Origin of the sequence: Nocardia caishijiensis NBRC 108228, assembly GCF_001612825.1 — a bacterium.
Lineage (GTDB): Bacteria > Actinomycetota > Actinomycetes > Mycobacteriales > Mycobacteriaceae > Nocardia > Nocardia caishijiensis.
Map to the genome: position 1 here is coordinate 250,207 of NZ_BDBE01000034.1, position 22,469 is coordinate 272,675.

Sequence of the window (22,469 nt, forward strand, 5' to 3'; positions counted from 1 at the left end):
AGCGTCGCTGCCGTGTCAACGAACAACGCACCGCGTGGCGGTATCCATCGCCGTAATTTCCTGCGCACCAGCGGCATCGCCGCCGCCGCCATATTCGGTGGGGCGGCGCTGGCGGCGTGCACGTCCGCGGTCTCGGAGCAGAAGGCGGGCGGCGACGGCGCGACGCCGGTACGCGGCGGCACCCTGAAGGTCGGCATCCGTGAGGACCTGGTGCCCGCCAACCTGCTCACCAACACCGCGGCCACCCCGGTGCTCGTCGGCCTCGTGTACGAATCGCTGATCCGATACCCGAACGATTCCCTCGAGCCGCAACCGCTGCTGGCGAAATCCTGGCAGCTCGCCGACGACGGTCGTTCGGTGAGTATCGACCTGCGCGACGACGTGAAATTCCACAGCGGGCGCCCGTTCACCGCCAAGGATGTCGAATTCTCCCTGCGCACCTACGCCGACCCGAAATGGTCGGCGCAACTGCGGTCCACCGCCGCCGCCATCACAGAATTCGACATCGTCTCGCCGACCCGGATCGTCCTGCGTTTCGCCCATCACCTCAGCAACATCTTCGATCTCCTCGATACCGTGCCGATTCTGGACAGCGAAACGGCCGACAAGCTCGGTACCGGCGAAACCTATATCGGCACCGGACCTTTCACGTTCGTACAGCGAATCCCGAATTCGCAGCTGATCTTCGCGAAGAATCCCGGCTACTGGATCCCGGAGCGCCCCTACCTCGACCGGGTGGAGGTGTCGATCGTCCCCGACCCGCAGGCCCTGCTCAACGCGCTCAAGACCGGCCAGATCGCCGCGGCGCGCGACCTGGCCTTCCGTGACGCGGAAACCCTCGCCGGAAAGGGCGGGTTCACGGTGCACGACCTCGAAGGCGCCGAACTGCAGACCTATGTCGGTGTCAATGTCACCGAACCCGCACTGGCCGATGTGCGGGTGCGCCAGGCCATCGCCTACGCCCTCGACCGCGAACGCATCATCAGCGAGGTCTTTCGCGGCGCCGGTTATCCCCTCAACGTGCCGTGGCCGAAGAGTTCACCGGCATTCGACGAATCCCGCAACACCAAATACACCAGGGACGTCGAGAAGGCCAGGCAACTGCTCACCCAGACCGGCAAGCCGCCGAAGCTGCCACTGACCTTCGGGCCCGGCTACCAGGAGGTCGCCCAGATCGTGCAGGCCAACCTGGCCGAGGTCGGCATCGAGGTCGAGCTGGATCCGATCGACGCCGCCGCCTTCGTCAAACAACTCACCGGCCAGCAGTTCCGAGGGTTGTGGGTGACCGACCATTCGTGGGCGCAGTTCGTGCCGTCGACCCTCACGGTGAGCGCCTACCCGTTCAACGCCCGCCGCAACGCCTCGCGCTACGAGTCGCCCGCCTACACCGCCGCCGCCGACGCCGCATGGCAGCTGCCGCGCGGCACCGGACCCGAGGCGGTGAACGCCTACAAGGCCGTGACGGATCAGCTGCTGGACGGCCTGTTCCTCATCGAGGTCGGCGTGCGCTACCAGCAGTACTCCACCGCGAACACCGTCCACGGCTTCGCCTGGACCAAACGCCGCGAGCCCGTCTTCACCGAAACCTTCCTGTCATGACGCGCTATCTGTTGCACCGGCTGCCGTCCGCGTTGCTCGTCCTGTTCGGGGCATCGGTGCTGATCTTCGCGCTGTTGCGCCTGGTACCCGGTGACCCGGCGACGATCCTGGCCGGTAACGACGCGACGCCGCAGTCGATCGCGGCGATCCGTCAGCAGCTCGGTCTCGACCGGTCGCTCCCGGTGCAGTACCTGAGCTGGCTCGGCGACCTGGTGACGCTCGATCTCGGCCGGTCCTATCTCATCGGTGGGCAGATCAGCGACCTGGTCGGCCGTGGGCTGACCAATACCCTCGTGCTCACGGTGACCGCCCTCGTGCTCGCCGTGGTGGTGAGCCTGGTGGTGTCGCTGGCGTCGGTGCTGTGGCCGAGCCGGTGGCTGAATGCCCTTGTCGCCGCGGGCAACACGGTCGCGGTGGCCCTGCCGACCTTCGTGGTCGGTCCGCTGCTGGTATTGGTGTTCGCCGTCGCGATCCCGATCCTGCCCTCGGGCGGGGTGCCGCCGGACGGGTTCATCGCCCGGCCGGATATCGCGGTGCAGTATCTGTTGCTGCCCGCGATCTGCCTCGCCCTGCCGACGGCGGCCGCGCTGTCCCGGTTCCTCACCGAGTCGCTACGCACCGAACTCACCAAACCCTATGTGCTCACGGCCCGTTCGCTCGGCGTCGGGCACCGCGAGATCGTCACCCGTGGCGCGCTGCGCAACGCGCTGCCGACGGCGGTCACCGTGCTCGGCCTGCAGACCGGGCAGCTGCTCGGCGGTGCGGTGCTGGTGGAGGCGGCGTTCGTGTGGCCGGGGATCGGTCAGCTCATCGAACAGGGCATCAGCCGCCGTGACTACCCCGTGGTGCAGGTGCTGTTGCTGCTGGCGGTGGCGGTGTTCGTGGTGATCCAGCTGCTCACCGACCTGGCCCACGCCTGGCTCGATCCGCGCGTCCGGATCGGAGGACGAGGATGACCACAGCAACCGTCGAAACACCGGAGACCGAATCACGCGACGCCCGATCGCGAAATACCACAACGCCGTTGGGTGCGTTACTGCGTGGTCAAGGGCTGGCCGGTGTACTGCTGATCGCCGTGATCGCGCTGGCCGGGGTGTTCGCGGGCGCGCTCAACCAGTTCGATCCGCTCGCCCAGATCCCGTCCGCCAACCTGCTCGGACCGAGCGCCCGGCACTGGCTCGGCACCGACCATCTCAACCGCGACGTGGCCGCGCGGGTGCTCGCGGGCATCCGCCTCGACCTGCTGATCGTGGCGCTCGCGGTGCCGCTCGGCGCGGTGATCGGTTCGCTCGCCGGGCTTCTCGCCACGGTGAATCCCGTCGCCGACGTCACCGTGCAGCGCCTGTTCGATCTGGTGCTCGCCTTCCCGTCGCTGATCTTCGCGATCGCCCTGGCCGCGATCACCGGGCCGGGCTGGCACGCGGTGGTGATCGTCATCGTTGCCGCGCAGATCCCGATCTTCGGCCGTCAGATCCGTACCGCGGTACTGGCCGTGCGTGAGCAACCGTTCGTCGAAGCCTCGGAGGTGATCGGCGCGGGCACCTGGTGGACATTGCGAAAGCATGTGCTGCCCAATGTGATCGAACCGCTGGTCGTCCAGTTCGCGTTGTCGCTGTCGGTGGCGGTGTTCCTCGAGGGCGCGATGAGTTTCATCGGGATCGGCGTCCAACCCCCGAACCCCTCGTTGGGTTCGCTCATCGGGGAATCCATCGGCAATCTCGACGCCAATCCGTGGATGGCGGTCGGGCCGCTGGTCGTCGTCGCCGGGCTGACGCTCGGATTTCTGTTGATCGCCCAGGCATTGGGCAACGCGAGGAGATCGGGATGAGTACGAAAGAGCGCGGGCCCGATGACGTCGTGCTCGACATCGCCGATCTGGTGGTGTCCTTCGGGGACCGGACCGTTGTCGACAGGGTGAGCTTTCAGGTGCGGCGCGGGGAGGTGGTCGCGCTGGTCGGCGAATCCGGGTCGGGTAAATCGCTCACCGCACGGGCGGCGCTTGGACTGCTTCCGGTGACCGCGCGGGCACGCGGATCGGTCACCCTCGCCGCGACCGAGATCGTCGGCGCCGACGAGCCGACCCTGCGCGGACTGCGCGGTACGCGGGCCGCCATGGTGTTCCAGGAGCCGCAGACCGCGCTCAACCCGGTACAGAAGATCGGCACCCAGCTCGCCCAGGCCCTGCGCGCCCACGGCGTCACCGACAAGGCGACCGCCCGCACCCGTGCGATCGAACTGCTCACCGCCGTCGACATCCCCGAACCGGCCGAACGTCTCGACTGGTACCCGCACCAGCTCTCCGGCGGCCAGAAGCAACGAGTGGTCATCGCCCTCGCCCTGTCGGGCGAACCCGACCTGCTCATCGCCGACGAACCGACCACCGCGCTCGACGTCACCGTCCAAGCCGAGATCCTCGACCTGCTGCGCACCCTGCGCCGCGACCGAGGTACCTCGGTCCTGTTCATCACCCACAACCTCGGCGTGGTCGCCGAGATCGCCGACCGGGTGGTGGTCCTGCGGGCAGGTGAGGTGGTCGAACAGCAGCCGGTTTTCGATCTGTTCGCCGCACCGCGGGCCGAGTACACCCGCACGCTGCTCGCGTCGGTGCCGCGCCTGCCCGCGCGTCCGGCGCGCGGTGGGATAGCTGTGGTGGCCGACATCGGCGACGCCGACGGCGTGCCCGAGGTCTGGCAGGTCGAGACGGTGATCCCGGCTCGCGGCGCGAACGGGGTCGGCGTCGTCCCGGACGATTCGAGTACCGAAAGGCCCGACCCTGCGCAGTCCGATGTCGGTGCGGCCGGGGCGGCCGACCTGGTCGGTGCCGGAGCGGCCGACCAGGTGGGTGCCGCTGCGGCCGACGGTGTGGGTGCTGGGGACAGAGTTGGGGCGGCTGACCAGGTGGGTGTTGGGGCGGCTGACGGTGTGGGTGCTGAGGACGGTGTTGGTGCGGCCGATCGTGTGGGTGCCGGGGACGGCGCTGGGGTAGCCGATCGGGTGGGTACCGGAGGCGGTGTCGGTCCAGCCCTTCCCGTGGAGTCCGATGGTGTGGTCGGGGCGAATGGACTCGATTCCGGGGGTGCCGAGGCGGGCGATCCGTCGCGGCCCGCTGACGGTTCGGATGTCGTCGATTCGGGCGACCATGGTGCGGCGGGGCGCGCCGATCGGGGTGTCGAGCGGGCGCTACGGAGAGTGGTGGCGCGGAAACCGGCGGTCGTCGCCGAGAAGGGCGGGGGTGCGTCCGAGCCGGAATACCGTGATGTGCTGCGGATCGACGAGTTGTCCGTGGTCTACCCCGGTCGCCACGGTGCTGCCGCTTTCCCCGCACTGCACGACATCTCGTTGACGCTCGGCCCGCGCGAGGTGCTCGGCATCGTCGGTGAGTCCGGTTCGGGCAAGAGCACGCTCGGTCGCACCGCACTCGGACTGGTACCCGCGACGTCGGGAACCGTGGAGTTGCATGGCGTCTCGCTGACCGGATCATCGCGACGGGAACTTCGGGCCCTGCGTCGCCATGTGGCGCTGGTGCATCAGGATGTGAGCGCCTCACTCGACCCGCGACGCAGTGTCGCCGACGCCATCGGCGAACCGCTCCAGGTGCACCGGGTCGCCTCGGGGGCGTTGCTGCGGTCCAAGGTGGGCGACCTGCTCGAATCGGTGCGTTTGCCGAGGGACTACGCCCAGCGCAGGCCCGCGGAGTTGTCCGGCGGGCAGCGTCAGCGGGTGGCGTTGGCGCGGGCGCTGGCCCTGGCGCCGCGGCTGCTGGTCGCCGACGAACCGACCAGCGCGCTCGACGTCTCCGTGCAGGCGCAGGTGCTCGACCTGTTCGCCGACCTACGCGCCGAATACGGGTTCGCCAGCCTGTTCATCAGCCACGACCTGGCCGTGGTCCACCAGGTCGCCGACCGGGTCCTGGTGCTGCGGCAGGGCCGGATCGTGGAAACCGGCGAGGCGCGCGCGGTATTCGCCGCACCGGCACAGGAGTACACGCGTCGCCTGCTCGACGCGGTCCCGGCTCCCGATCCGGCGACAGCACGCCGGGAGCGTGACACCGCACTGCCGATCGGGGCCTGACGTGGACGAGCCGCCGGTAGCGCTACCGGCGGCTCGTCGACACGCGTGGATCAGTGGCTGCCGGGGCGGCGCGGCTCGCGCCGATCATCCTGGCCTGCTCGCGTCATCTGCTGCGAGTCCTGCTCCTGCCGTGTCGTCACTGCGAGATTGTCATTCCGCCGGTAGACGGTATCGGACCGGCAAATCCGCTCGCCGCACAGCGGGCAGGAAGTAGTCCTGGACTCGATCCGGTCCTGGCGCATCGATTCCGATCAGCGCGAGCGGAACAGCGACTGCCAAGTACAGATCGACCAACCACACCGCCAGTAGCCGCCAGAATCCGGGGTGCGAGCCGTCCTCGGGACGGACAACGCAGAGACCGAACACGGCCTTGCCGACTGTCGTGTGGAAGATGGCTTGGACGACGACACGGTCGATCACCGACGCCGCCGCCCAGCCCACAACGGCAACGACCGGACTGAGGCTTAGTTCTGTTCCACCGAGCCGGACAACCGGGCCGACCGCGAACTCGGGGCCGATCACCATCGCCGCTCCGATTCCGGCCACGGCGTGCACGACCCAATCGAGAAGGAAAGCCAACGTTCGGCGAATACGCTGCGGTGGGCGATGTTCACCCTCTCCGAGGAAGTCCAGTCGTGCGTCCGTCGGCGGTAGGGCTCGTGCGGGTTTCATCAACACTCGCCCGCCCACACGCGTCAACCCGTATGGTGCGTTCGTCGACCCGGGTCCGGGTTCCGGTCGGTTTGACACGGAGTCGTGGCTGCGCGACGACCACCGCGGTGCCGGGTGAGATTTCGACACGTAGGCGTACCGGACATCAGCTCCACCTGGCCGGGAGACCACTCCATATCGCATCGGATCGCCCGCGAACCAGATCTCGGTCGTCTGATGGCCGACCACTTTGCCGATATCCTTCGGCCACGTGCTCAATACCAGTGAAGACACCCGCTGTCTGTCCTGGTCGAGGAGCTCCAACCACTCGTGTCGGCCTGTCGTCATGTAATTCACGGACCAAGTCGCCCACGGGTACCGCTTCGACGCACGGCGCTTTCTCCAGTTCATCCACAGCAGGGTTCCGCCGAAGATCAGGCCGATAGTCATACCGGCAGCCGCAAAATTTCGACACAAGCCGATCAGAACCGACAGACCGGTCGGCTCGACTCCCCGGCCGCCATCGATCAGCACTATCGTGCAGACACAGCACGACAGGCCGAACACCAGCAGCCCCCATCGGGTGGCTCGACCTTTCCGCAATGCCTCTTTGGTAGCGGAAAGGTGTATCGCCGAAATCCCTGCTGGATCGCTGTTCGACATGACAACCGCCCCAGCCTAGAGATTCAATGAAGAGGTGGTTGCCGCTCGAGCGGAAGTACCGAACTCTATCGATGCCGCCACCGCAACCATCGGGAGCAGGTACTCGGAGCCATCTTCCACGAACGGCGTCGACAGTTCGACAGCGGCGATCGCGGAACCGTCGGGAGATGCGACTATGGCTTCTACTTGGTAGATTTCTTGCTCGTCGCCGTCGTAGTTGGGGATATCGGGGGCTGGCACAGCCTTGGTTCGATCCACCATGAGGATCAATCGGCCCGCAACGTCGAGGAACTCGGCGTTGTCGAACCTCTCTCCGGCACGCTGCCTCCCAGTCAAAACACTACCGAGAGTCAATCTCGGGTTCTGTTCGGCGCCATAGTCTGCCAACGTGATGGCCAGCGCGGAGGAAATTTGCCGACCATCTGCCGTGAGGTGGATGCCGAGGCCGCAATAGGCGGTACCGCACTCTGCGAGGCGGTTCAGTAGCGCATTCAGCGCTTGCAGGACTCCTGGAGCCGTCGAGCTCAACGCCCCGGTACCCAGCGACGCGAAGAGTGCCTCCGTGCGAGCAATCGCCTCGTCTATCGCATCGAGCGGAAGTTCAGCGTAACCCTGTGGTATCTCGACCGCCACCGAAATACTCTCGGAAATTTCAACTTTCGCCACCTCACTCTCCGCCCATCACGGGATCGAGCATGGCGGACACGGCTTTGCCTGAACGCGCGAAGATGTCAACAGCTTCGAGACCGGAGACCGACGCATGCGGACCGGCCGCGCCGGTGAATTGCAAGACTTTCGTCGCGGCACCATCGAGAGCCAGCGCCTCGGCGACCTTTGTGCCGCCGAGGGCGCCAGCGATCTTCGAAGACAGCAGTGGTTCACTCGTGACAGCGTTGTACGCGGCCGCGCCGAATCTTTCTCCGACTCCGACGGTCTGGGCAGCGTGAGTGCCTGCCGCGATAGCGTCACCGCCTTTGAAGAGATTCAATCCCACCTTCGCTGCGGAGATTCCGGCGCCGCCGACCGGTGCGATTCCCAGTGCATCGATGCCCACCTTCTTCCAGGCATCGAGTTCACCATTTGCCAAGCCTTGCCGAATATTCGGGTCGGACAGGTCAAGTGCCAGTAGGCCGCCGGTCGCCGCTGCCGCTACGGCGAATCCGATGATGTTGACGGGCGGAGGGGTGCAAACCGCGACGACGCTGCCGACGGCCGCGACGATCGATAGCGTTTGGTGGATTCCCTCCCGATGCTCGTCGATCCACTCGCCCAAGGCCTTTACGGCATCGGCGATTCGGTCCCATATGTTCTTGTCGGGCGGGCTCGGAGCAAAGTTCTTCCCCGCGGCGTCCAGCTCTCCGGCAATGCGGCGTGCCAGAGCATTGTGGATCGTCTCTAGTTCTCTGGCTCGGGTAATGACCGAGTCGATCTTCGCCTGCCAGTCGTTGACGGAGTTGGTGGCGGAGTTGACCTTGGCTGTCGCAGCATCCAAGCGAGTTTGAGCAGCCTGAAGACTCGCCGCGTCGCTGAAGCTCTGATTTGCGAGTGCGAGGTCTGGGTTGGACTTGGCCTGGCTCAACGCTGTGACAGCCAGCGCATGCTGCCGCCTGGCGTCTGCAGCTTCGGTTTCCAAACCTTTCGCGATGTCTTGAAAGCCGGTGAGATTGGTGTGCCATTCCTGAATCAGCGTGACAGCCTTCTCGAGCGATGCCTGCGCATACCCGAGATCTTGCGCAAGGGTGGCGTCGAAGCTCGCGCGAAACGCGTCGCCGGCATCGCCCTTCCAGGCGTCGTCGTTGCTGTCGCGGAGCCGTGTCAGCAGGGCGTTGGTCTCTTTGATGGCCTCATGCGACGAGTCGATCTTGGCTTGTAGCCCGGCGACATCGGTGACCGCGCCTGGAACCGGATTGAAACCTAGGTTCGGATACGGGTTCGTTGTCATGCCTTCGTCGGCCCTTCAAGGGACGAGTTCGCGTCTGCCAGGGCCTTGGAGAAGGCTGTGTCTGTAGTCTGGTAGGCCTCGAGGCACTTCGAGATTCCCTGGGCCGTAACCACGGCTGATTCGCCAATGCGTTCGATACCATACTTCCATCGAGTCTGGAAGCTGTCGGCTGCATTGTTGAGCTCGGCGGTTCCGATGTCTTTGTTGCTGTCGTCGGACATGGCGGTCATGGCGTCGTTCAACACTTGTTCGGCACTGTTCAGTGCCTGGACCGCCTTGGTCAGCACGTCGATGTCAACACTCAGAACACCAGCCATGGGAACCCCCACCCCGAATTGCCTTGCTCCGGACAGCAAACACTTCACGAATCCCGTGCATCGTATCAACGATCCGGCGCAGCACGCGGGGTACCTGCTGCCCGCTCATCTGGCCGCCGACCGGGGGGGTGCTGCCACGAGAGGAGCGGCTGGCCTGACGTGGGCGAGCCGCCGGTAGCGCTACCGGCGGCTCGTCGACACGCGTGGATCAGTGGCTGCCGGGGCGGCGCGGCTCGCGCCGATCATCCTGGCCTGCTCGCGTCATCTGCTGCGAGTCCTGCTCCTGCCGCTGCTCCTGCTGCTGGCGGGGCATCTGCTTGGGCATCTTTTTCGGCGTTTTCTTCGACTTCTCAGCCATCTCCACACGGTCCTTTCCGAGGGATGAATACTTCGCCTAATTCGGATGTCCGGCGTAATTCCGCCTTTTTCGAGGCGGGGTACGCCTGACTTGCTCAACGATAGGCATCGCGGGGTCGCAGCGATAGAGTTGAACGCCAAATAGCATTCCGACCAGCGGATATTCGGCGTGTCCCGGTATTTCGGCGGTAATTCCGGGGTGCGGTTTCAGCTCGGCAGGGGGAGGAATTCCACCAGGTCGCCGTCGGCGGCCGAGGGGGCGACGACGACGAGTCCGTCGCGATCGATGAGCCCGGCGAGGTGGGCCGTGCGGATATTCGGGTCGCCGATCCAGCCACCCTCGGGAGCGCAGCGCGCGGGCGTGACGCGGGTGACGGGTGCGGCGATCTCGGCGGCATTGTGCAGCGGGCCGAGGACGGTGCGTGGTGGTGCCGACTCGGTGCGGGCCGCGACGATCGCCGGGGTAAGGGCAAGCAGAACGGCGATGGCGGCGAACGGGTTGCCGGGCAGGCCGAGAACCGTTGTTCCGGTGGGTAATTCGGCGACGACGGTCGAACCGCCCGGGCGCAGTGCGAGTCTCGGCACGACGACGCGGGCACCGGTGCGCGACAGGGCGGTGCGCAACTGGTCGGCGGCGCCGCCACCGGTCGCGCCGACCACGACGAGCAGGTCGAGACCGTTTGTCGCGGTGAGCATCTCGTCGAAGCTGTGCGCGGTGTCGCGCAGGTGCACCCGGTCGATCACGCGCACACCGCAGCCGGTGAGCAGCTCCGGCAGGACGGGGCCGATCGAGTCGCGGGTCTGGCCGGTCTGCAGCGGGCCGGTGCTGCGGATCTCGTCTCCGGTCATGACGATGCGGGCCCGCACGGGTCCACGCACCGAGCCCGCCGTCACCTCCACCGACGCGGCGGCCGAGCGCAGCGCCGCCGTCACCCGGGTGCCCGCCGGGGCGACCAGGTCGCCGATCCGAAGGTCCTCGCCGCTGCGCCGCACATCGCCGCGGATCGGGGTGCCGGGGCGCCGCGCCAAGTCGTCACCGGTGACGGCGGCGAACTCGTCGCGCAGCACGGAGGTGGTGCCGTCGGGCACGTGCGCACCGGTCGCGATCCGCACCGCCTCACCGGGCAGCAGTCCGAGCGGCCGCGCGCCACCGGCGAACCCGATGTCGCGGCGCAACCGCCACGGGCCGTCACCGCACACGGCGTAACCGTCCATGGCCGAGACATCGAAGCGGGGCAGCGCGCCCGCCGCGATCACCGGTTCGGCCAGGGCGGCGCCCGGCACGTCGGCGAACGCGGTCTCGTAGGCGACCAGCGGGGTGAGCGAGGCGATGCGCTTCCTGGCCTCGGTGAGGTCGAGGCGGGCATCGTTGTCGACGGACTCGCGGGCCCGGCGCACCTCCTCCTCGGTGTCGCAGTCGGTGGTGCCCGGCAGTTCGACCAAGGCCGTCTCGGTGGGGATGATCGCCTTCATCGGCTGGTTCACCAGCGCGTCCAGACCGGCCAGCGCGGCCGTGAGCGCGGTGCGCCGCCACACACCGACCAGGTACTGCGGGCGGCCCGAGGCGTCGATGGCGAACACCGCTTCGGCAGTGGATTCGGCTGCGCGGAGCAGCAATTCGCGCACGGTGTCGCGCGTCAGAAACGGCATGTCGGCCGCGAGCACCACGACCCACGGCGCGGGCTCGGGCCCGAGCGCGGCCAGCCCGGTGCCGATCGCGGCCACCGGCCCGGACCCCGGCGGCACCTCACGAACCTGCCTGATCCGCGCGTCGAGTTCGGGGCGAGGCGGCCCGACGACCACCACCGCACCGCACTCGTCCACCGCTCCCAGCGCCGCCTCGAGCATCGACCGGCCACCGATCACGATCCCGGGCTTGTCCACCCCACCCATCCGGCTGGCTCGCCCACCCGCCAGCACGATCGCATCGGCGTCGGTCATGAGGCCAGCGAAGTAGTCGGCATGTCGGCCATGCTAACCGCGTGACCCACCCGGCTCGCCGCCGATCTTCAGAGGCGGGCGGTGCGGAGGTCGATGCGGCCGTCGGTGATGGAGACTCCTTCCTCGGCGAGGAGGCGGAGTTGGCGGGTGGCCAGGTGGGGAGAGGGGCGGCCGGAGGCGGGGACGACGCGGTGCCAGGGCAGGTCGGAGGAGTCGGTGCGCATGATCCAGCCGACCGTGCGCGGCGAGGTCAGGCCGACGGCGGCGGCGAGGTCGCCGTAGGTGGCGACGCGACCGGGTGGGATGGCGGCGACGAGAGCGCGCACCCGTTCCACCTGGTCGTCCGTGGTCGCGGGCACGGGTCTACAGCACCGACGCGACGAGCGCGGCCGTTTCGGCGGGTCGGGCCTGGGGGACCATGTGGTCGCAATCCCAGTCGTGCGCGGTGAAATCGGTGACCTCGGCGCCCAGCGCGGCCCGGAATTCGGCGGTGACATACGGCGGCTGCACCTTCGCGGCCTGAACCAGTACGGTCGGCACGTCGGCGGGCGGCAGCACGAACGGGCGTGCCAGCTGTCCCCAGTACGAGGTGATCGCGGGCTGGAAGGTGCGCCAGCGCACCCGCCCGCCCTCGGCCGGGACCAGGTGCCCGGCGAGCTCACGCTCGAGTTCGGCGGGGTCGACCTCGTCGGGTCCCCACGCGCTCACCTGCTTGTCGGAGCGGGCCTCGTCGACATCGGTGTAGTCGGGGGAGGCCAGATCGGCGGCGGCCACCTGTTCCATCAGCTTCGGGTCGAGCCCGATGGCCGGATCGAGCAACACCAGCGCGCGCACGAGTTCGCGGTTCGCCCGCGCCAGATACACCCCGACCGCGCCGCCGAACGAGTGCCCGACCACGACGACCGGGCCGTCGGTTTCCGCCCGCACGAGTGCGGCCACATCGGCGGCGAGGGTCTCGAGATCCCACGGCGGCAGCGAGGTGGAACGGCCGTGTCCGCGCAGGTCGGGCGCGATCACCCGGGCCTGCGGCAGATGCCGGGTGGCGAGGGTTTCCCACCGGTTGCCATGGCCGGTGAGGCCGTGCAGGGCGAGGACGACGGGACCGTCGGCGGGGCCGAAACGGTGTACTTGAAGCGATGACACGACAGACATTGTCGCCGGTCGCGCGCCGTCGCGCAGCGTGTCCCACGATGGGGGCGGGCGGGCGTGTCGGTGGGGTCTGTTGCAATAGCCGATGTGGTGCGATCGGATAGCTCGGTGCGACTCGTGCGCCGGACGACGCGAGCGCCCCGGCCACGGGCCTGGGGCGCGCCTGAGCGTGCGCTGTTCGCCGAACAGGCCCAGCCCGCCCCGCCGCGTCCCGGCTGGCTGCCCTGGCAGGTGCTCGGTGGTCCCGGAACCGGCAAGACCTCGCTGCTGGTCGACCTGGTCGCGGCCCGGATCGCCGACGGCGCCGATCCGTCCTCGGTGCTCGTCCTCACCCACACCAAACACGCCGCCGCCGCTCTGCGCGACGCCGTCACCCACCGGGTCGGCCCCCGCACCGGCATCCCCGGCGCCAGTCGCGAACCCATGGTGCGGACCCTGCACTCCTACGCCTTCTCGGTGCTGCGCCGCCACGCCGAACGGCACGGTAACCCCCCACCGCGCCTGCTCACCGGCGCCGAACAGGACGCGGTGCTGCGCGAGATGCTGCGCGGCGACCTCGAGGACATCGAGCAGGGTGCGGGGGGACTGTGGCCACCGCGCCTGCAACCCGCGCTCACCCTCGGCGGCTTCGCCGAACAACTGCGCGACCTGATGTTGCGCGCCACCGAACGCGGCATCGGCCCCGAGGATCTGATGCGGCTCGGCCGCGAGCACGACAACGACGCCTGGGTGGCGGCGGGCCGGTTCCTGCAGCGCTACGAAGAGGCGTCGATGCTGCGCTGGTCGGTCGGTGTGGCCGCACCGGAGGCAACCGCGCCCGCCCTCGACGCCGCCGAACTGGTCGGCGCCGCCCTCGACGCGCTCGCCGGTGACCGCACTCTCCTTGCGGGCGAACGCGATCGGATCCGCTACCTGCTCGTCGACGACGCCCAGCACCTGGACCCGCAAGCCGCGACGCTGGTGCGCGCGATCGGCAGCGGCAGCGCGAGCACGGTCGTCACCGGCGACCCCGACCAGGCCGTCTTCACCTTCCGCGGCGCCGACTCACGGTTCCTCGTCGACCTCGACACCACCCCGCAGCGCCGAATCATCCTGCGCCACAACCACCGCAGTGGTGCGCCGATCCGCCTGGCCACCGCGCGCATCGCCGCCAGGCTGCCGGGTAGTGCGCGTCATCGGGTGCTGCCGGGTCACGAGTCGGACGAGCCCGAGGTGGCGCGGGGTGACTCCCGGCTCGACAAGAGTGCCGACCGGCAGGTGGACGGTAGATCCGAGCCATTAGCGACCGATGGCGGTTCGCCGCAAGGTACAGAGGACGGTGCCGGGCCGCCCCCGGACGACGAGTCGAGTGTGCGGGTGCGCATGTTGTCGACGCCTGCCAAGGAAGCGGCACTGATCGCGGACCATCTGCGGCGCGCGCACCTCACCGACGGCGTGCCGTGGTCGGACATGGCGGTGATCGTGCGATCGGTGCCGTTGTCGCTGGCCCCGCTGCGGCGGGCGCTGCTGGCCGCAGGGGTGCCGGTGCGCAGGCCGGCCGTGGCCGAACCGCTGGCGCGCAGGCGCGGTGCGGCGTGGATGGTGCTGGCGCTGCGGGTACTGCTGGCGGGTGACCGGTCGCGGCCGGGATCGCGGCGCGCCGTCGACGCGGTGTTCTCGCCCGACGACGCCATGGACCTGCTCGCGGGCCCGCTCGGCGGGGCCGACCAGATCGCTCTGCGCAGGTTGCGTCGTGGCATCCGGCGCAGCGTGCTCGACCTCGAACGCACGGGTGCGCTGGCGGACGCCGCGCCCGAGGCGGCCGACCAGTTCCTGCTCTGGGACGAACCCCCGCCGCCGAGGGAATTGCCGGAGCCCGAACCGGATCCGATCGACGACGAGTGGTTGCCCCCACCGCCGGACCCCGACGACCCGTTGCGTCCCGAACCCGAACCGGATTGGGATGTCGCCGAACATCTTCCGGACGACATCGACATCCTCGACGCCGAAACCCTGTCGCCCACAGCCGACATCGCCCCCGCTGCGGTGCGCACCGCTCCGGCCGAGGTGCCGCTGATCGACCAGTCCTCGGCCGAGGTACTACGCGACCTGATCGTCGGCATCGGCGAGACCCGCTTGCTCGACGGGCTCACCGAGGTGGAGGCGGCCCCGCTGCACCGGGTGCTGCGCGCCGTCGACAAGGCCAGACAGACGCAGGCACGCGACAAGGGTCTCGAAGACGTGCTGTGGACCCTGTGGACCAGTTCGCGGCTCGAGCGTCGCTGGTTTCGGCAGTCCCGGCGCGGTGGCGCGGCCGGGATGCAGGCCGACCGCGACCTCGACGCCGCCGTCGAATTGTTCGACGCCGCCGCGGCGTACGTCGATCGCCTGCCCAAGGCGGGCATCGAGGGCTTCGTGGAATACCTGCTGCACCAGCAGATTCCGCAGCAGGGCAGGCCGCTGACCGCCGAAAGCGAAGCGGTCACGCTACTCAGCGCGCACGCGGCGGCGGGCCGGGAATGGGACGTGGTGGCGGTCGCCGCTGTGCAGGAAGGCATCTGGCCCAACCCACGCGCACGAGGCACGCTGCTGCACACCGAGGATCTGGTCGACCTCACCGCCGGTCTCGACCCGACGGCGAAGACGAACCGGGCGGCGCCGATCCTGGCGGAGGAACGCAGGCTGCTGCTGGTCGCGTGCAGCCGCGCCCGCCGTTCGCTGCTGGTGACCGCCGTCGAATCGGTGGCAGGAGACCAGGATCTGGTGCCCTCCCGGTTCCTTACCGAACTGCTCGGTGACGACGACACCGGCGAACCGGGCGCGCTGCCCGTCGCCGATCCCGGCCGGGCGCTGGTGATGCACGCGCTGGTCGCCGAATTACGCGGCGTGGTCTGCGATCCCGGCGCCGAGCCGCGCCGCCGCGACCGCGCGGCCCGCCAACTCGCCCGCCTCGCCGATGCCGGTGTGCCGGGCACCGACCCCGACGACTGGTACGGCACCGCGGCGCTGAGCAGCGACCGCGAACTGTGGGACGACGACGATTCGCCCATCGGGCTGTCCCCGTCGACCGTCGAACTGCTGCGGACCTGCCCGCTGCGCTGGGCGCTGGAACGCCACGGCGGCACCGACGGTGACAACCCGCACGCGGTGAAGGGCAACCTCGTGCACACCCTGGTGCAGGCGCTGGCGGGCAATGTGCCCGAACACCAGGTGCGCGCGGCCCTCGACCAGGCGTGGAAGGCGATCGACCCGGCCACCGGCTGGCACTCCCGCCAGGAACTGCGCCGCACCGAGGCCATGCTGGAGACCTTCCTCGCCTGGGTGCGCACCACCCGAGGCGAGCTCACCCAGGCCGGGGTGGAGGTGCCGGTGGACTGTGTGCTTCCGCCGCGCGCCGAGGGGGAGCGGCCCGTCCGCATCCGGGGCCGGGTCGACCGGCTCGAACGCGACGCGCAGGGTCGGTTCGTGATCGTCGACGTGAAGACGGGCAAGACGCCGATCAGCGCGAAGACCGTCGCCGACCACGCCCAACTGGCCACCTATCAGGTCGCCGCCGCCCACGGCGCGCTCGACGAGGAGGACGGCGAACCCGGTGAGCCGGGCGGCGCGCGACTGGTCTACGTCGCCAAACCGCACAACAAGACCGGAGCGACCGAACGCGCCCAGGAGCCCCTCGACGGCGAGGGACTCGAGCAGTGGCGCACCACCATTCACGACGCCGCCTCGGCCACCCGAGGCCCCGGCTACCTCGCGGTCCGCAACGACGGGTGCAGACACTGCCCGGTCGGCGGCAGCTGCCCCGTGCGCGACACCGGACGGCAGGTGACCGACGAGTGAGCGGCGTGCGCGTCACCCCGCAGCGGCTGGCCGACGCGCTCGGGTTGCCGCCACCGACCGACGAACAGGCCGCCGTCATCGCGGCCCCGCCCGGCCCGACGCTGGTGGTCGCGGGGGCGGGCGCGGGCAAGACGGAGACGATGGCCGCGCGTGTGGTGTGGATGGTCGCCAATCAGCTCGTCGCCCCCGACGAGGTGCTCGGCCTCACCTTCACCCGAAAAGCCGCGCAGCAGTTGACCTCCCGTATCCGCACCCGACTGGCCCGCCTCGCCGGGGCGCCGCTGGTTCGCGAGATCGATCCCAGTGGCGCGCTGCGCACCGTCATCGCGGGTGCCGAACCGGAGATCAGCACCTACCACTCCTACGCGGGCAGGTTGCTCACCGCGCACGGCCTGCTGCTGCCGGTGGAACCCTCGGCCGCGCTGCTCACCCAGACCCAGCTGTGGCAGCTCGCCCACGAGGTGGTCCGGTCCTGGGACGGTGACCTCGACACCGACCGCACCCCCGTCTCGGTCACCGAGGCCGTGCTGGCGCTGTCCGGGCAGCTCGCCGAACATCTGGTGGATCCGGAGGAACTCGCCGAAGCACACGCCGAACTGGAGAAGCTGGTCTACACCCTGCCCGCCGGTCCACGCCAGCGCGGCGGCCCGAGTCAGAAACTCCAGGACGTGGTCAACGCTCAGCGAGAGCGCGTGGAGCTGCTCCCGCTGGTCCGCCAACTCGCCGAAGCACTCGAACGCCGAGGCGCTCTCGACTTCGGCTCACAGATGTCCCTGGCGGCCCGCCTGGCCGTCGACCACCCCGAGGTCGCCGCCGCCGAACGCGCCCGCTTCAAACTGGTCCTGCTCGACGAATACCAGGACACCGGCCACGCCCAGCGGGTCCTGCTCTCCGCGCTGTTCGGCAATGCCCGTGCGGTACAGCAGAATCGGAGCCGCGAACCGGTGCGCGTGCGTGAAGCGGCGCCGCCGGAACACGACATGCTGTGGGGCGGCGACGCCGGGTCCGCTGGCCGGTCGAGCCAGGACGAGCGAGCGGGCGTCGACAACCATCCGGCGGGCATCCGGAGCGGCGCGCCAGGTCGTGAGCGCGCCGAAACACCGGTCGACGGCGAGTCCGGTGACCTTCGCGGTGATGTCGAGCCCGGCGATGTCATCGGTGGCCGCGCAGCTGGTACCGCGCTGGTGGGGAGTGGCTCGGAGCCCGCTCGGGAAGCGCCGGGCGGTGAGCACGGTGGTGGCGGTAGCCCGCTCGCCGTCACCGCGGTGGGCGATCCGATGCAGTCGATCTATGGGTGGCGCGGTGCGTCGGCGGCGAATCTTCCCCGGTTCGCCACGGATTTCCCGGTGGGAGAGGGTGTTCCGGCGCCGATTCTGCCGTTGCTCACCAGTTGGCGGAATCCGCCCGAGGCGCTCGCGCTGGCGAATCTCGTGGCCGACCCGTTGCGGTCGCGGGCGCGCGCGGCCGGGGGCGCGACGGTGGACGCGCTGCGCGCGAAGCCCGATGCGCATGCGGGCACCGTGGAACTCGCGCTCACCGAAACGGTCGCGCAGGAACGGGACTGGGTCGCCGAGCGGATCGCTCGCGAGTGGGCGCAGGCGCGTGAAGAGGAGCGGCGGCCGCCGCCGACCTCGGCCGTGCTGATCCGCCGCAACGCCGACGCCGCACCGCTGGCCGAGGCGTTGCGCGAACAGGGACTTCCCGTCGAAATCGTCGGTCTCGGTGGTCTTCTGGCCACGCCGGAGGTGGCCGATATCGTCGCCACACTGCGGCTCATCGCCGAGCCAGGCACCGGAAGCGCGGCGGTGCGCATCCTCACCGGTGCGCGCTGGCGCATCGGCGTCGCCGACCTGGCGGCTCTGGCCGAGCGGGCGCGGATGTTGTCGATCGGCAGCCTGTCCGGCGACGCGTCCACCGCGATCACCGACGCGTCCGGCCTGGCATCGGCGCTGCGCGAGGTAGCCCCCGAACCCACCGAGCGTGCGGGCCTGGCCGACGCCATCGCCGATCCCGGTCCGGCGGAGAACTATTCGGAGGCGGGCTACACGCGCATCCTCGCGCTCGGCGAGGAACTGGCCGCCCTGCGGGAACGCAGCGGACAGCCCCTGGTCGAGTTGGTCGCCGACGTCGAGCGGACCATCGGGGTCGGCGTGGAGACCCAGACCCGCCGCGCCATCGCGGGCGGTGGCGCGGGTCGCGAGCACCTGGACGCCTTCGCCGAGGTCGTCGCGGGCTACGCCGCCGACTCGCGTGCCTCGCTCAGCGGCCTGCTCGCCTTCTTCACCGCCGCCGAATCCGTCGAAAATGGTTTGGAGCCGGGCGAAGTGGAGGTCGCCCGTGATCGCGTCCAGGTGCTCACCGTGCACGCGGCCAAGGGTCTGGAATGGGAGGTCGTCGCGGTGCCGCACGTGAGCGCCTCGGTCTTTCCCTCGACCACCGCGCTGAGCACCTGGCTCGGCGCGCTCACCGAACTCCCCACCACCCTGCGCGGCGACCGCGCCCAACCCGACGCCGCCGAAGGCGTGCCTGTCCTCGATCTGAGCGGCGCCCGTGACCGCGCCGAACTCGAACAGGCCATCGCCGAACACCGCGAGGCGCTCAAGAGCCGCCGCCTCGACGAAGAGCGCCGCCTGTTCTACGTCGCTCTCACGAGAACCGAACGGGTGCTGCTGGTTTCGGCCTACTACTGGCCCGAGACCGGCACCTCGCAGAAGGGTCCGTCGGAGTTCCTGCTCGAACTGAAAGAAGCCGACGAGGACCCCGACAGCCCCGCGTTCGGTGTCGCGACCATCGCCCGCTGGGACGACAAACCACCGGCCGACGCCGTCAACCCCTTCGCCGACAACCCGCCGACCGCCCAGTGGCCCCGCGATCCCCTCGGCGACCGCCGCGACCCCATCGAACAGGGAGCCACCCTCGTCCGCGAAGCCCTCGACACCTTGCGCGACGCCCCGACCGAACCGGAGCCCGACGACGACGATCCCGAGGGCTGGGCCGACGACGTCGACGCCCTGCTCGCCGAGTTCACCGCCGCCGAACTCGCCGAACACCAGGTGGAACTGCCCGGCCAGCTCCCCGCCACCGCCCTGGTGGAACTCCGCGCCGACCCCACCCGCCTGGCCGCCCGATTGCGCCGCCCCCTGCCCTACCCACCGAACCCGATGGCTCGGCGCGGCACCGCCTTCCACGCCTGGGTGCAGTCCTGGTACGGCACCGACCAGCTGCTCGGCCTCGACGAACTGCCCGGTGCCGCCGACAGCGCGGGCCGCGCCGATCAGGAACTGGCGGCCATGCAGGCCGCGTTCCGCCGCTCGCCCTGGGCGCACCGCAACCCCGTCGACGTGGAGGTGCCGTTCGAGACCAGCATCGCGGGCACCGTGATCCGGGGCCGGATGGACGCGGTGTTCGCCGAACCCGGCGACCGCTGGATCGTCGTCGACTGGAAGACCGGCGCCGAACCCGGCCCCGCCGACGAACCCGCCGTCGCCATGCAGCTGGCCGTCTACCGGCTGGCCTGGGCCCGACTGATGTCCGCCCGCACCGGCGAACCCGAGGACACCGTGCTCCAACGCGTGAGCGCCGCTTTCCATTACGTCCGCTCCGGCCGCACCATCGCCCCCACCAACCTGGCGGGCCCGGACGAACTGGCCCGCCTGATCCACGACGCGGCCCCGGAAAGACAGGGCACCGAAGAGCACGACCCCCACTGAGCCGATAGGCTCCCCACGAAGAGGAAACCACGCCACCCGCGGCGTAGTCTTCCCCGCGAAGCGGAAACCACTACCGGTCTCGGCGCGTCGCCGCCTCTGGACTGACCGAAGGGTGCGACGAAGGAGTGCCCGTAGGGAAGGAAGAGGCGGCGCTTAGCGCCGACACCCGCGGCGCCAGCCGCCAAAAATACAGGAGCGCAGCGATGTTCGACAAGCGCCGCCCGCTCGGGCTGAGTAGCAGTCCCGACTACGCGCTGGTCGGTTTGTTGCGCATCCCGGTGGAGCAGATCAGCCCTTGGACCTCGCTCACCCGCCGCGTTCTGTTCGCGATCCTGCTGCTGTTCACCGCCGCGGGCGTGGTGTACCTCGGTCGTCACGGTTACCGCGACAACTCCGGTGACGAGTTGTCGTTCCTCGACGCGATGTACTACGCCACGGTGTCGTTGTCGACCACCGGGTACGGCGATATCGCCCCGATCACCCCGTCGGCGCGGCTGGTGAACATCATCGTCATCACCCCCCTGCGTGTCCTGTTCCTGATCGTGTTGGTCGGCACCACGCTCAGCGTGCTCACCGAACGGTCTCGGCAGGCGTTCAAGATTCAGCGATGGAGGCACACTGTGCGCAATCACACCGTCGTCGTCGGTTACGGCACCAAGGGACGCACCGCCATCGACGCCATGCTCGGCGACGGTGTGCAGGCCTCCGACATCGTCGTCGTCGACACCGACCCGATCGCGCTGGAAGCGGCGGCGGGTGCTGGTCTGGTCACCGTGCACGGGTCGGCGACCAAGTCCGATGTGTTGCGCCTGACCGGCGTGCAGCGGGCGTCGTCGGTGATCGTGGCGACCAATCGCGACGACACGGCGGTGCTGGTCACCCTGACCGCTCGCGAGTTGAACAAGACCGCCAAGATCTGTGTCGCCATCCGCGAGGCCGAGAACACCCACCTGGTTCGCCAGTCCGGTGCCGACTCGGTGGTGGTGTCGTCGGAGACAGCGGGCCGGTTGCTCGGCATCGCCACCACCACCCCGACGGTCGTGGAGATGATGGAGGACCTGCTCACCCCCGAGGAGGGTTTCGCGGTGGCCGAGCGCGAGGTGGAGCCGAGCGAGGTCGGTGGGTCGCCGCGTCATCTGTCCGACATCGTGCTGGGTGTGGTACGCGACGGTCAGCTGATCCGCGTGGGTGAGCCGGAGGTCGACGCCCTCGACGCGGGCGACAAGCTGCTCTACATCCGCAACGGCGGCAAATAGCGGCACCGGCTAGGCTCGGCGGGGTGTCGTTCCGGCTGAAAAACGTTCCCCTGCTGTCGCGTTCCACCATCGATCGGGCCGAGCACGTGCGGGTCGACCCCGCCGCGCTGCGCGAGGGGTGGGGCAAAGCCAAGGTGTTGCGGGTGGATCCCCGTGGGCGCGTGCGGGTCGACGGTGGCACCGTCGTCCTCGACACGTCGGTCGCGTTCGGCGAGTTCCCCGAGGACCGGGCGGTGTTCCTCGGGGTCGCCGAGGGCGCGCACCTGTGGGCGGTGCGTGAGCCGGAACTCGAGGGCACGCTGAAGGATCTGCGCACGCTCGGGGCGCTCGACGACTTCACCGCCGAACTGCTGTCCACGGCCTACGCCCTGCTCAACTGGCACGACCGTGCCGGTTTTCACGGCGGCGACGGTACGTCGACCGCCCTCTCTCGCGGCGGTTGGTCACGGTTGACCGGCACCGGGGACGAGGAATTTCCGCGTATCGACCCCGCCGTGATCGTGCTGGTCCACGACGGGGTCGACCGGGTGCTGCTCGCCCGCCAGCACAGTTGGCCACCGGCCATGTTCTCGCTGCTCGCGGGATTCGTCGAGGCGGGGGAATCGTTGGAACGGTGCGTGGAACGTGAGGTTCGCGAAGAGGTCGGTGTCGACCTGCGCGAGATCGAATACCTTGGCAGTCAGCCGTGGCCGTTTCCGCGCTCGCTGATGGTCGGGTTCGCGGCGGTCGGTGATCCTGAGCAGGAGTTGGTGTTCTCCGACGGGGAGATCGAGGAAGCGCAGTGGTTCACTCGTGACGAGGTTCGGGAGGCATTGGCTCTCGGGGACTGGTCTTCGGGTGGGACCGGGGCGCCTTTGCTCGTTCCGGGGTCCATCTCGATCGCGCGGACGATCATCGAATCCTGGGCTGAGGTCTGAGTTCGAGGGGTCGGGTGCGCGGGGGAGCGTGCCCGGCTCTTTTTGGATTGCGCCCAGAAAGGTATTGGGCTGTGTTTGTT

General features: G+C 69.3%; 16 protein-coding genes. 8 read left to right on the top strand and 8 right to left on the bottom strand.

Translation table 11 applies throughout. The features are described from left to right. Nucleotides 1–12 precede the first annotated feature (12 nt). The 4 genes from NC7_RS19350 to NC7_RS29595 are packed head-to-tail and all read left to right on the top strand — an operon-like array spanning nt 13 to nt 5,670. The gene (locus tag NC7_RS19350) at nt 13–1,599 is read left to right on the top strand and encodes an ABC transporter substrate-binding protein (RefSeq protein ID WP_174550244.1); all 1,587 of its coding nucleotides are present in this window, start codon (nt 13–15) and stop codon (nt 1,597–1,599) included. After that, nucleotides 1,596–2,555, top strand: a complete 960-nt coding sequence (locus tag NC7_RS19355) for an ABC transporter permease (RefSeq protein WP_067985073.1) — start codon at nt 1,596–1,598, stop codon at nt 2,553–2,555. The genes NC7_RS19350 and NC7_RS19355 overlap by 4 nt, the downstream gene beginning before the upstream one ends. Continuing rightward, the gene (locus NC7_RS19360; protein WP_067985075.1) at nt 2,552–3,427 is read left to right on the top strand and encodes an ABC transporter permease; all 876 of its coding nucleotides are present in this window, start codon (nt 2,552–2,554) and stop codon (nt 3,425–3,427) included. Before NC7_RS19355 ends, NC7_RS19360 begins: the two co-directional genes overlap by 4 nt. Further along, nucleotides 3,424–5,670: a dipeptide ABC transporter ATP-binding protein gene (locus NC7_RS29595; RefSeq protein ID WP_167352440.1), complete on the top strand. Its 2,247-nt coding sequence runs from the start codon at nt 3,424–3,426 to the stop codon at nt 5,668–5,670. The genes NC7_RS19360 and NC7_RS29595 overlap by 4 nt, the downstream gene beginning before the upstream one ends. A gap of 150 nt (nt 5,671–5,820) precedes the next feature. Here the strand turns inward: NC7_RS29595 and NC7_RS28625 are convergent, their stop codons facing one another. The 8 genes from NC7_RS28625 to NC7_RS19405 all read right to left on the bottom strand — a co-directional run bounded on the left by NC7_RS28625 (nt 5,821) and on the right by NC7_RS19405 (nt 12,693). Further along, a complete protein-coding gene (locus tag NC7_RS28625; RefSeq protein ID WP_084458608.1) occupies nt 5,821–6,984 on the bottom strand; it encodes an RDD family protein in 1,164 nt (387 codons plus the stop codon). 15 nt (nt 6,985–6,999) lie between these two features. After that, complete coding sequence (locus tag NC7_RS19380) at nt 7,000–7,650, bottom strand: hypothetical protein (RefSeq protein ID WP_067985078.1); 651 nt, start codon at nt 7,648–7,650, stop codon at nt 7,000–7,002. 1 nt (nt 7,651) lies between these two features. Then, a complete protein-coding gene (locus tag NC7_RS19385; protein WP_067985080.1) occupies nt 7,652–8,926 on the bottom strand; it encodes a hypothetical protein in 1,275 nt (424 codons plus the stop codon). Further along, complete coding sequence (locus NC7_RS19390; RefSeq protein ID WP_157102078.1) at nt 8,923–9,243, bottom strand: hypothetical protein; 321 nt, start codon at nt 9,241–9,243, stop codon at nt 8,923–8,925. The genes NC7_RS19385 and NC7_RS19390 overlap by 4 nt, the downstream gene beginning before the upstream one ends. 208 nt (nt 9,244–9,451) lie before the next feature. After that, nucleotides 9,452–9,601, bottom strand: coding sequence for a hypothetical protein (locus NC7_RS29250; protein ID WP_157102079.1), 150 nt, complete (start codon nt 9,599–9,601; stop codon nt 9,452–9,454). Between the two features lie 206 nt (nt 9,602–9,807). Further along, nucleotides 9,808–11,541: an NTP transferase domain-containing protein gene (locus tag NC7_RS19395; protein ID WP_067985084.1), complete on the bottom strand. Its 1,734-nt coding sequence runs from the start codon at nt 11,539–11,541 to the stop codon at nt 9,808–9,810. A 68-nt stretch (nt 11,542–11,609) separates the two neighbouring features. Then, nucleotides 11,610–11,900, bottom strand: coding sequence for an MGMT family protein (locus tag NC7_RS19400; RefSeq protein ID WP_067985086.1), 291 nt, complete (start codon nt 11,898–11,900; stop codon nt 11,610–11,612). Between the two features lie 4 nt (nt 11,901–11,904). Further along, complete coding sequence (locus NC7_RS19405) at nt 11,905–12,693, bottom strand: alpha/beta hydrolase (protein ID WP_067985088.1); 789 nt, start codon at nt 12,691–12,693, stop codon at nt 11,905–11,907. Between the two features lie 114 nt (nt 12,694–12,807). Here NC7_RS19405 and NC7_RS19410 point away from each other — a divergent pair, with 114 nt between their 5' ends. The 4 genes from NC7_RS19410 to nudC all read left to right on the top strand — a co-directional run bounded on the left by NC7_RS19410 (nt 12,808) and on the right by nudC (nt 22,389). Continuing rightward, nucleotides 12,808–16,506: an ATP-dependent helicase gene (locus NC7_RS19410; RefSeq protein WP_084458621.1), complete on the top strand. Its 3,699-nt coding sequence runs from the start codon at nt 12,808–12,810 to the stop codon at nt 16,504–16,506. Further along, nucleotides 16,503–20,216 (top strand): ATP-dependent helicase, encoded by a 3,714-nt coding sequence (locus tag NC7_RS19415; RefSeq protein ID WP_067985090.1) that lies wholly within the window; start codon nt 16,503–16,505, stop codon nt 20,214–20,216. The genes NC7_RS19410 and NC7_RS19415 overlap by 4 nt, the downstream gene beginning before the upstream one ends. A 203-nt stretch (nt 20,217–20,419) precedes the next feature. Further along, nucleotides 20,420–21,472 carry a potassium channel family protein gene (locus NC7_RS19420; RefSeq protein ID WP_067491584.1) on the top strand — a complete coding sequence of 351 codons (1,053 nt, stop codon included), beginning with the start codon at nt 20,420–20,422 and terminating at the stop codon, nt 21,470–21,472. 23 nt (nt 21,473–21,495) lie between these two features. Next, entirely contained in the window at nt 21,496–22,389 is an 894-nt protein-coding gene (nudC, locus tag NC7_RS19425) for an NAD(+) diphosphatase (RefSeq protein WP_067985092.1), read from the top strand. The last annotated feature ends 80 nt before the right edge of the window (nt 22,390–22,469 follow it).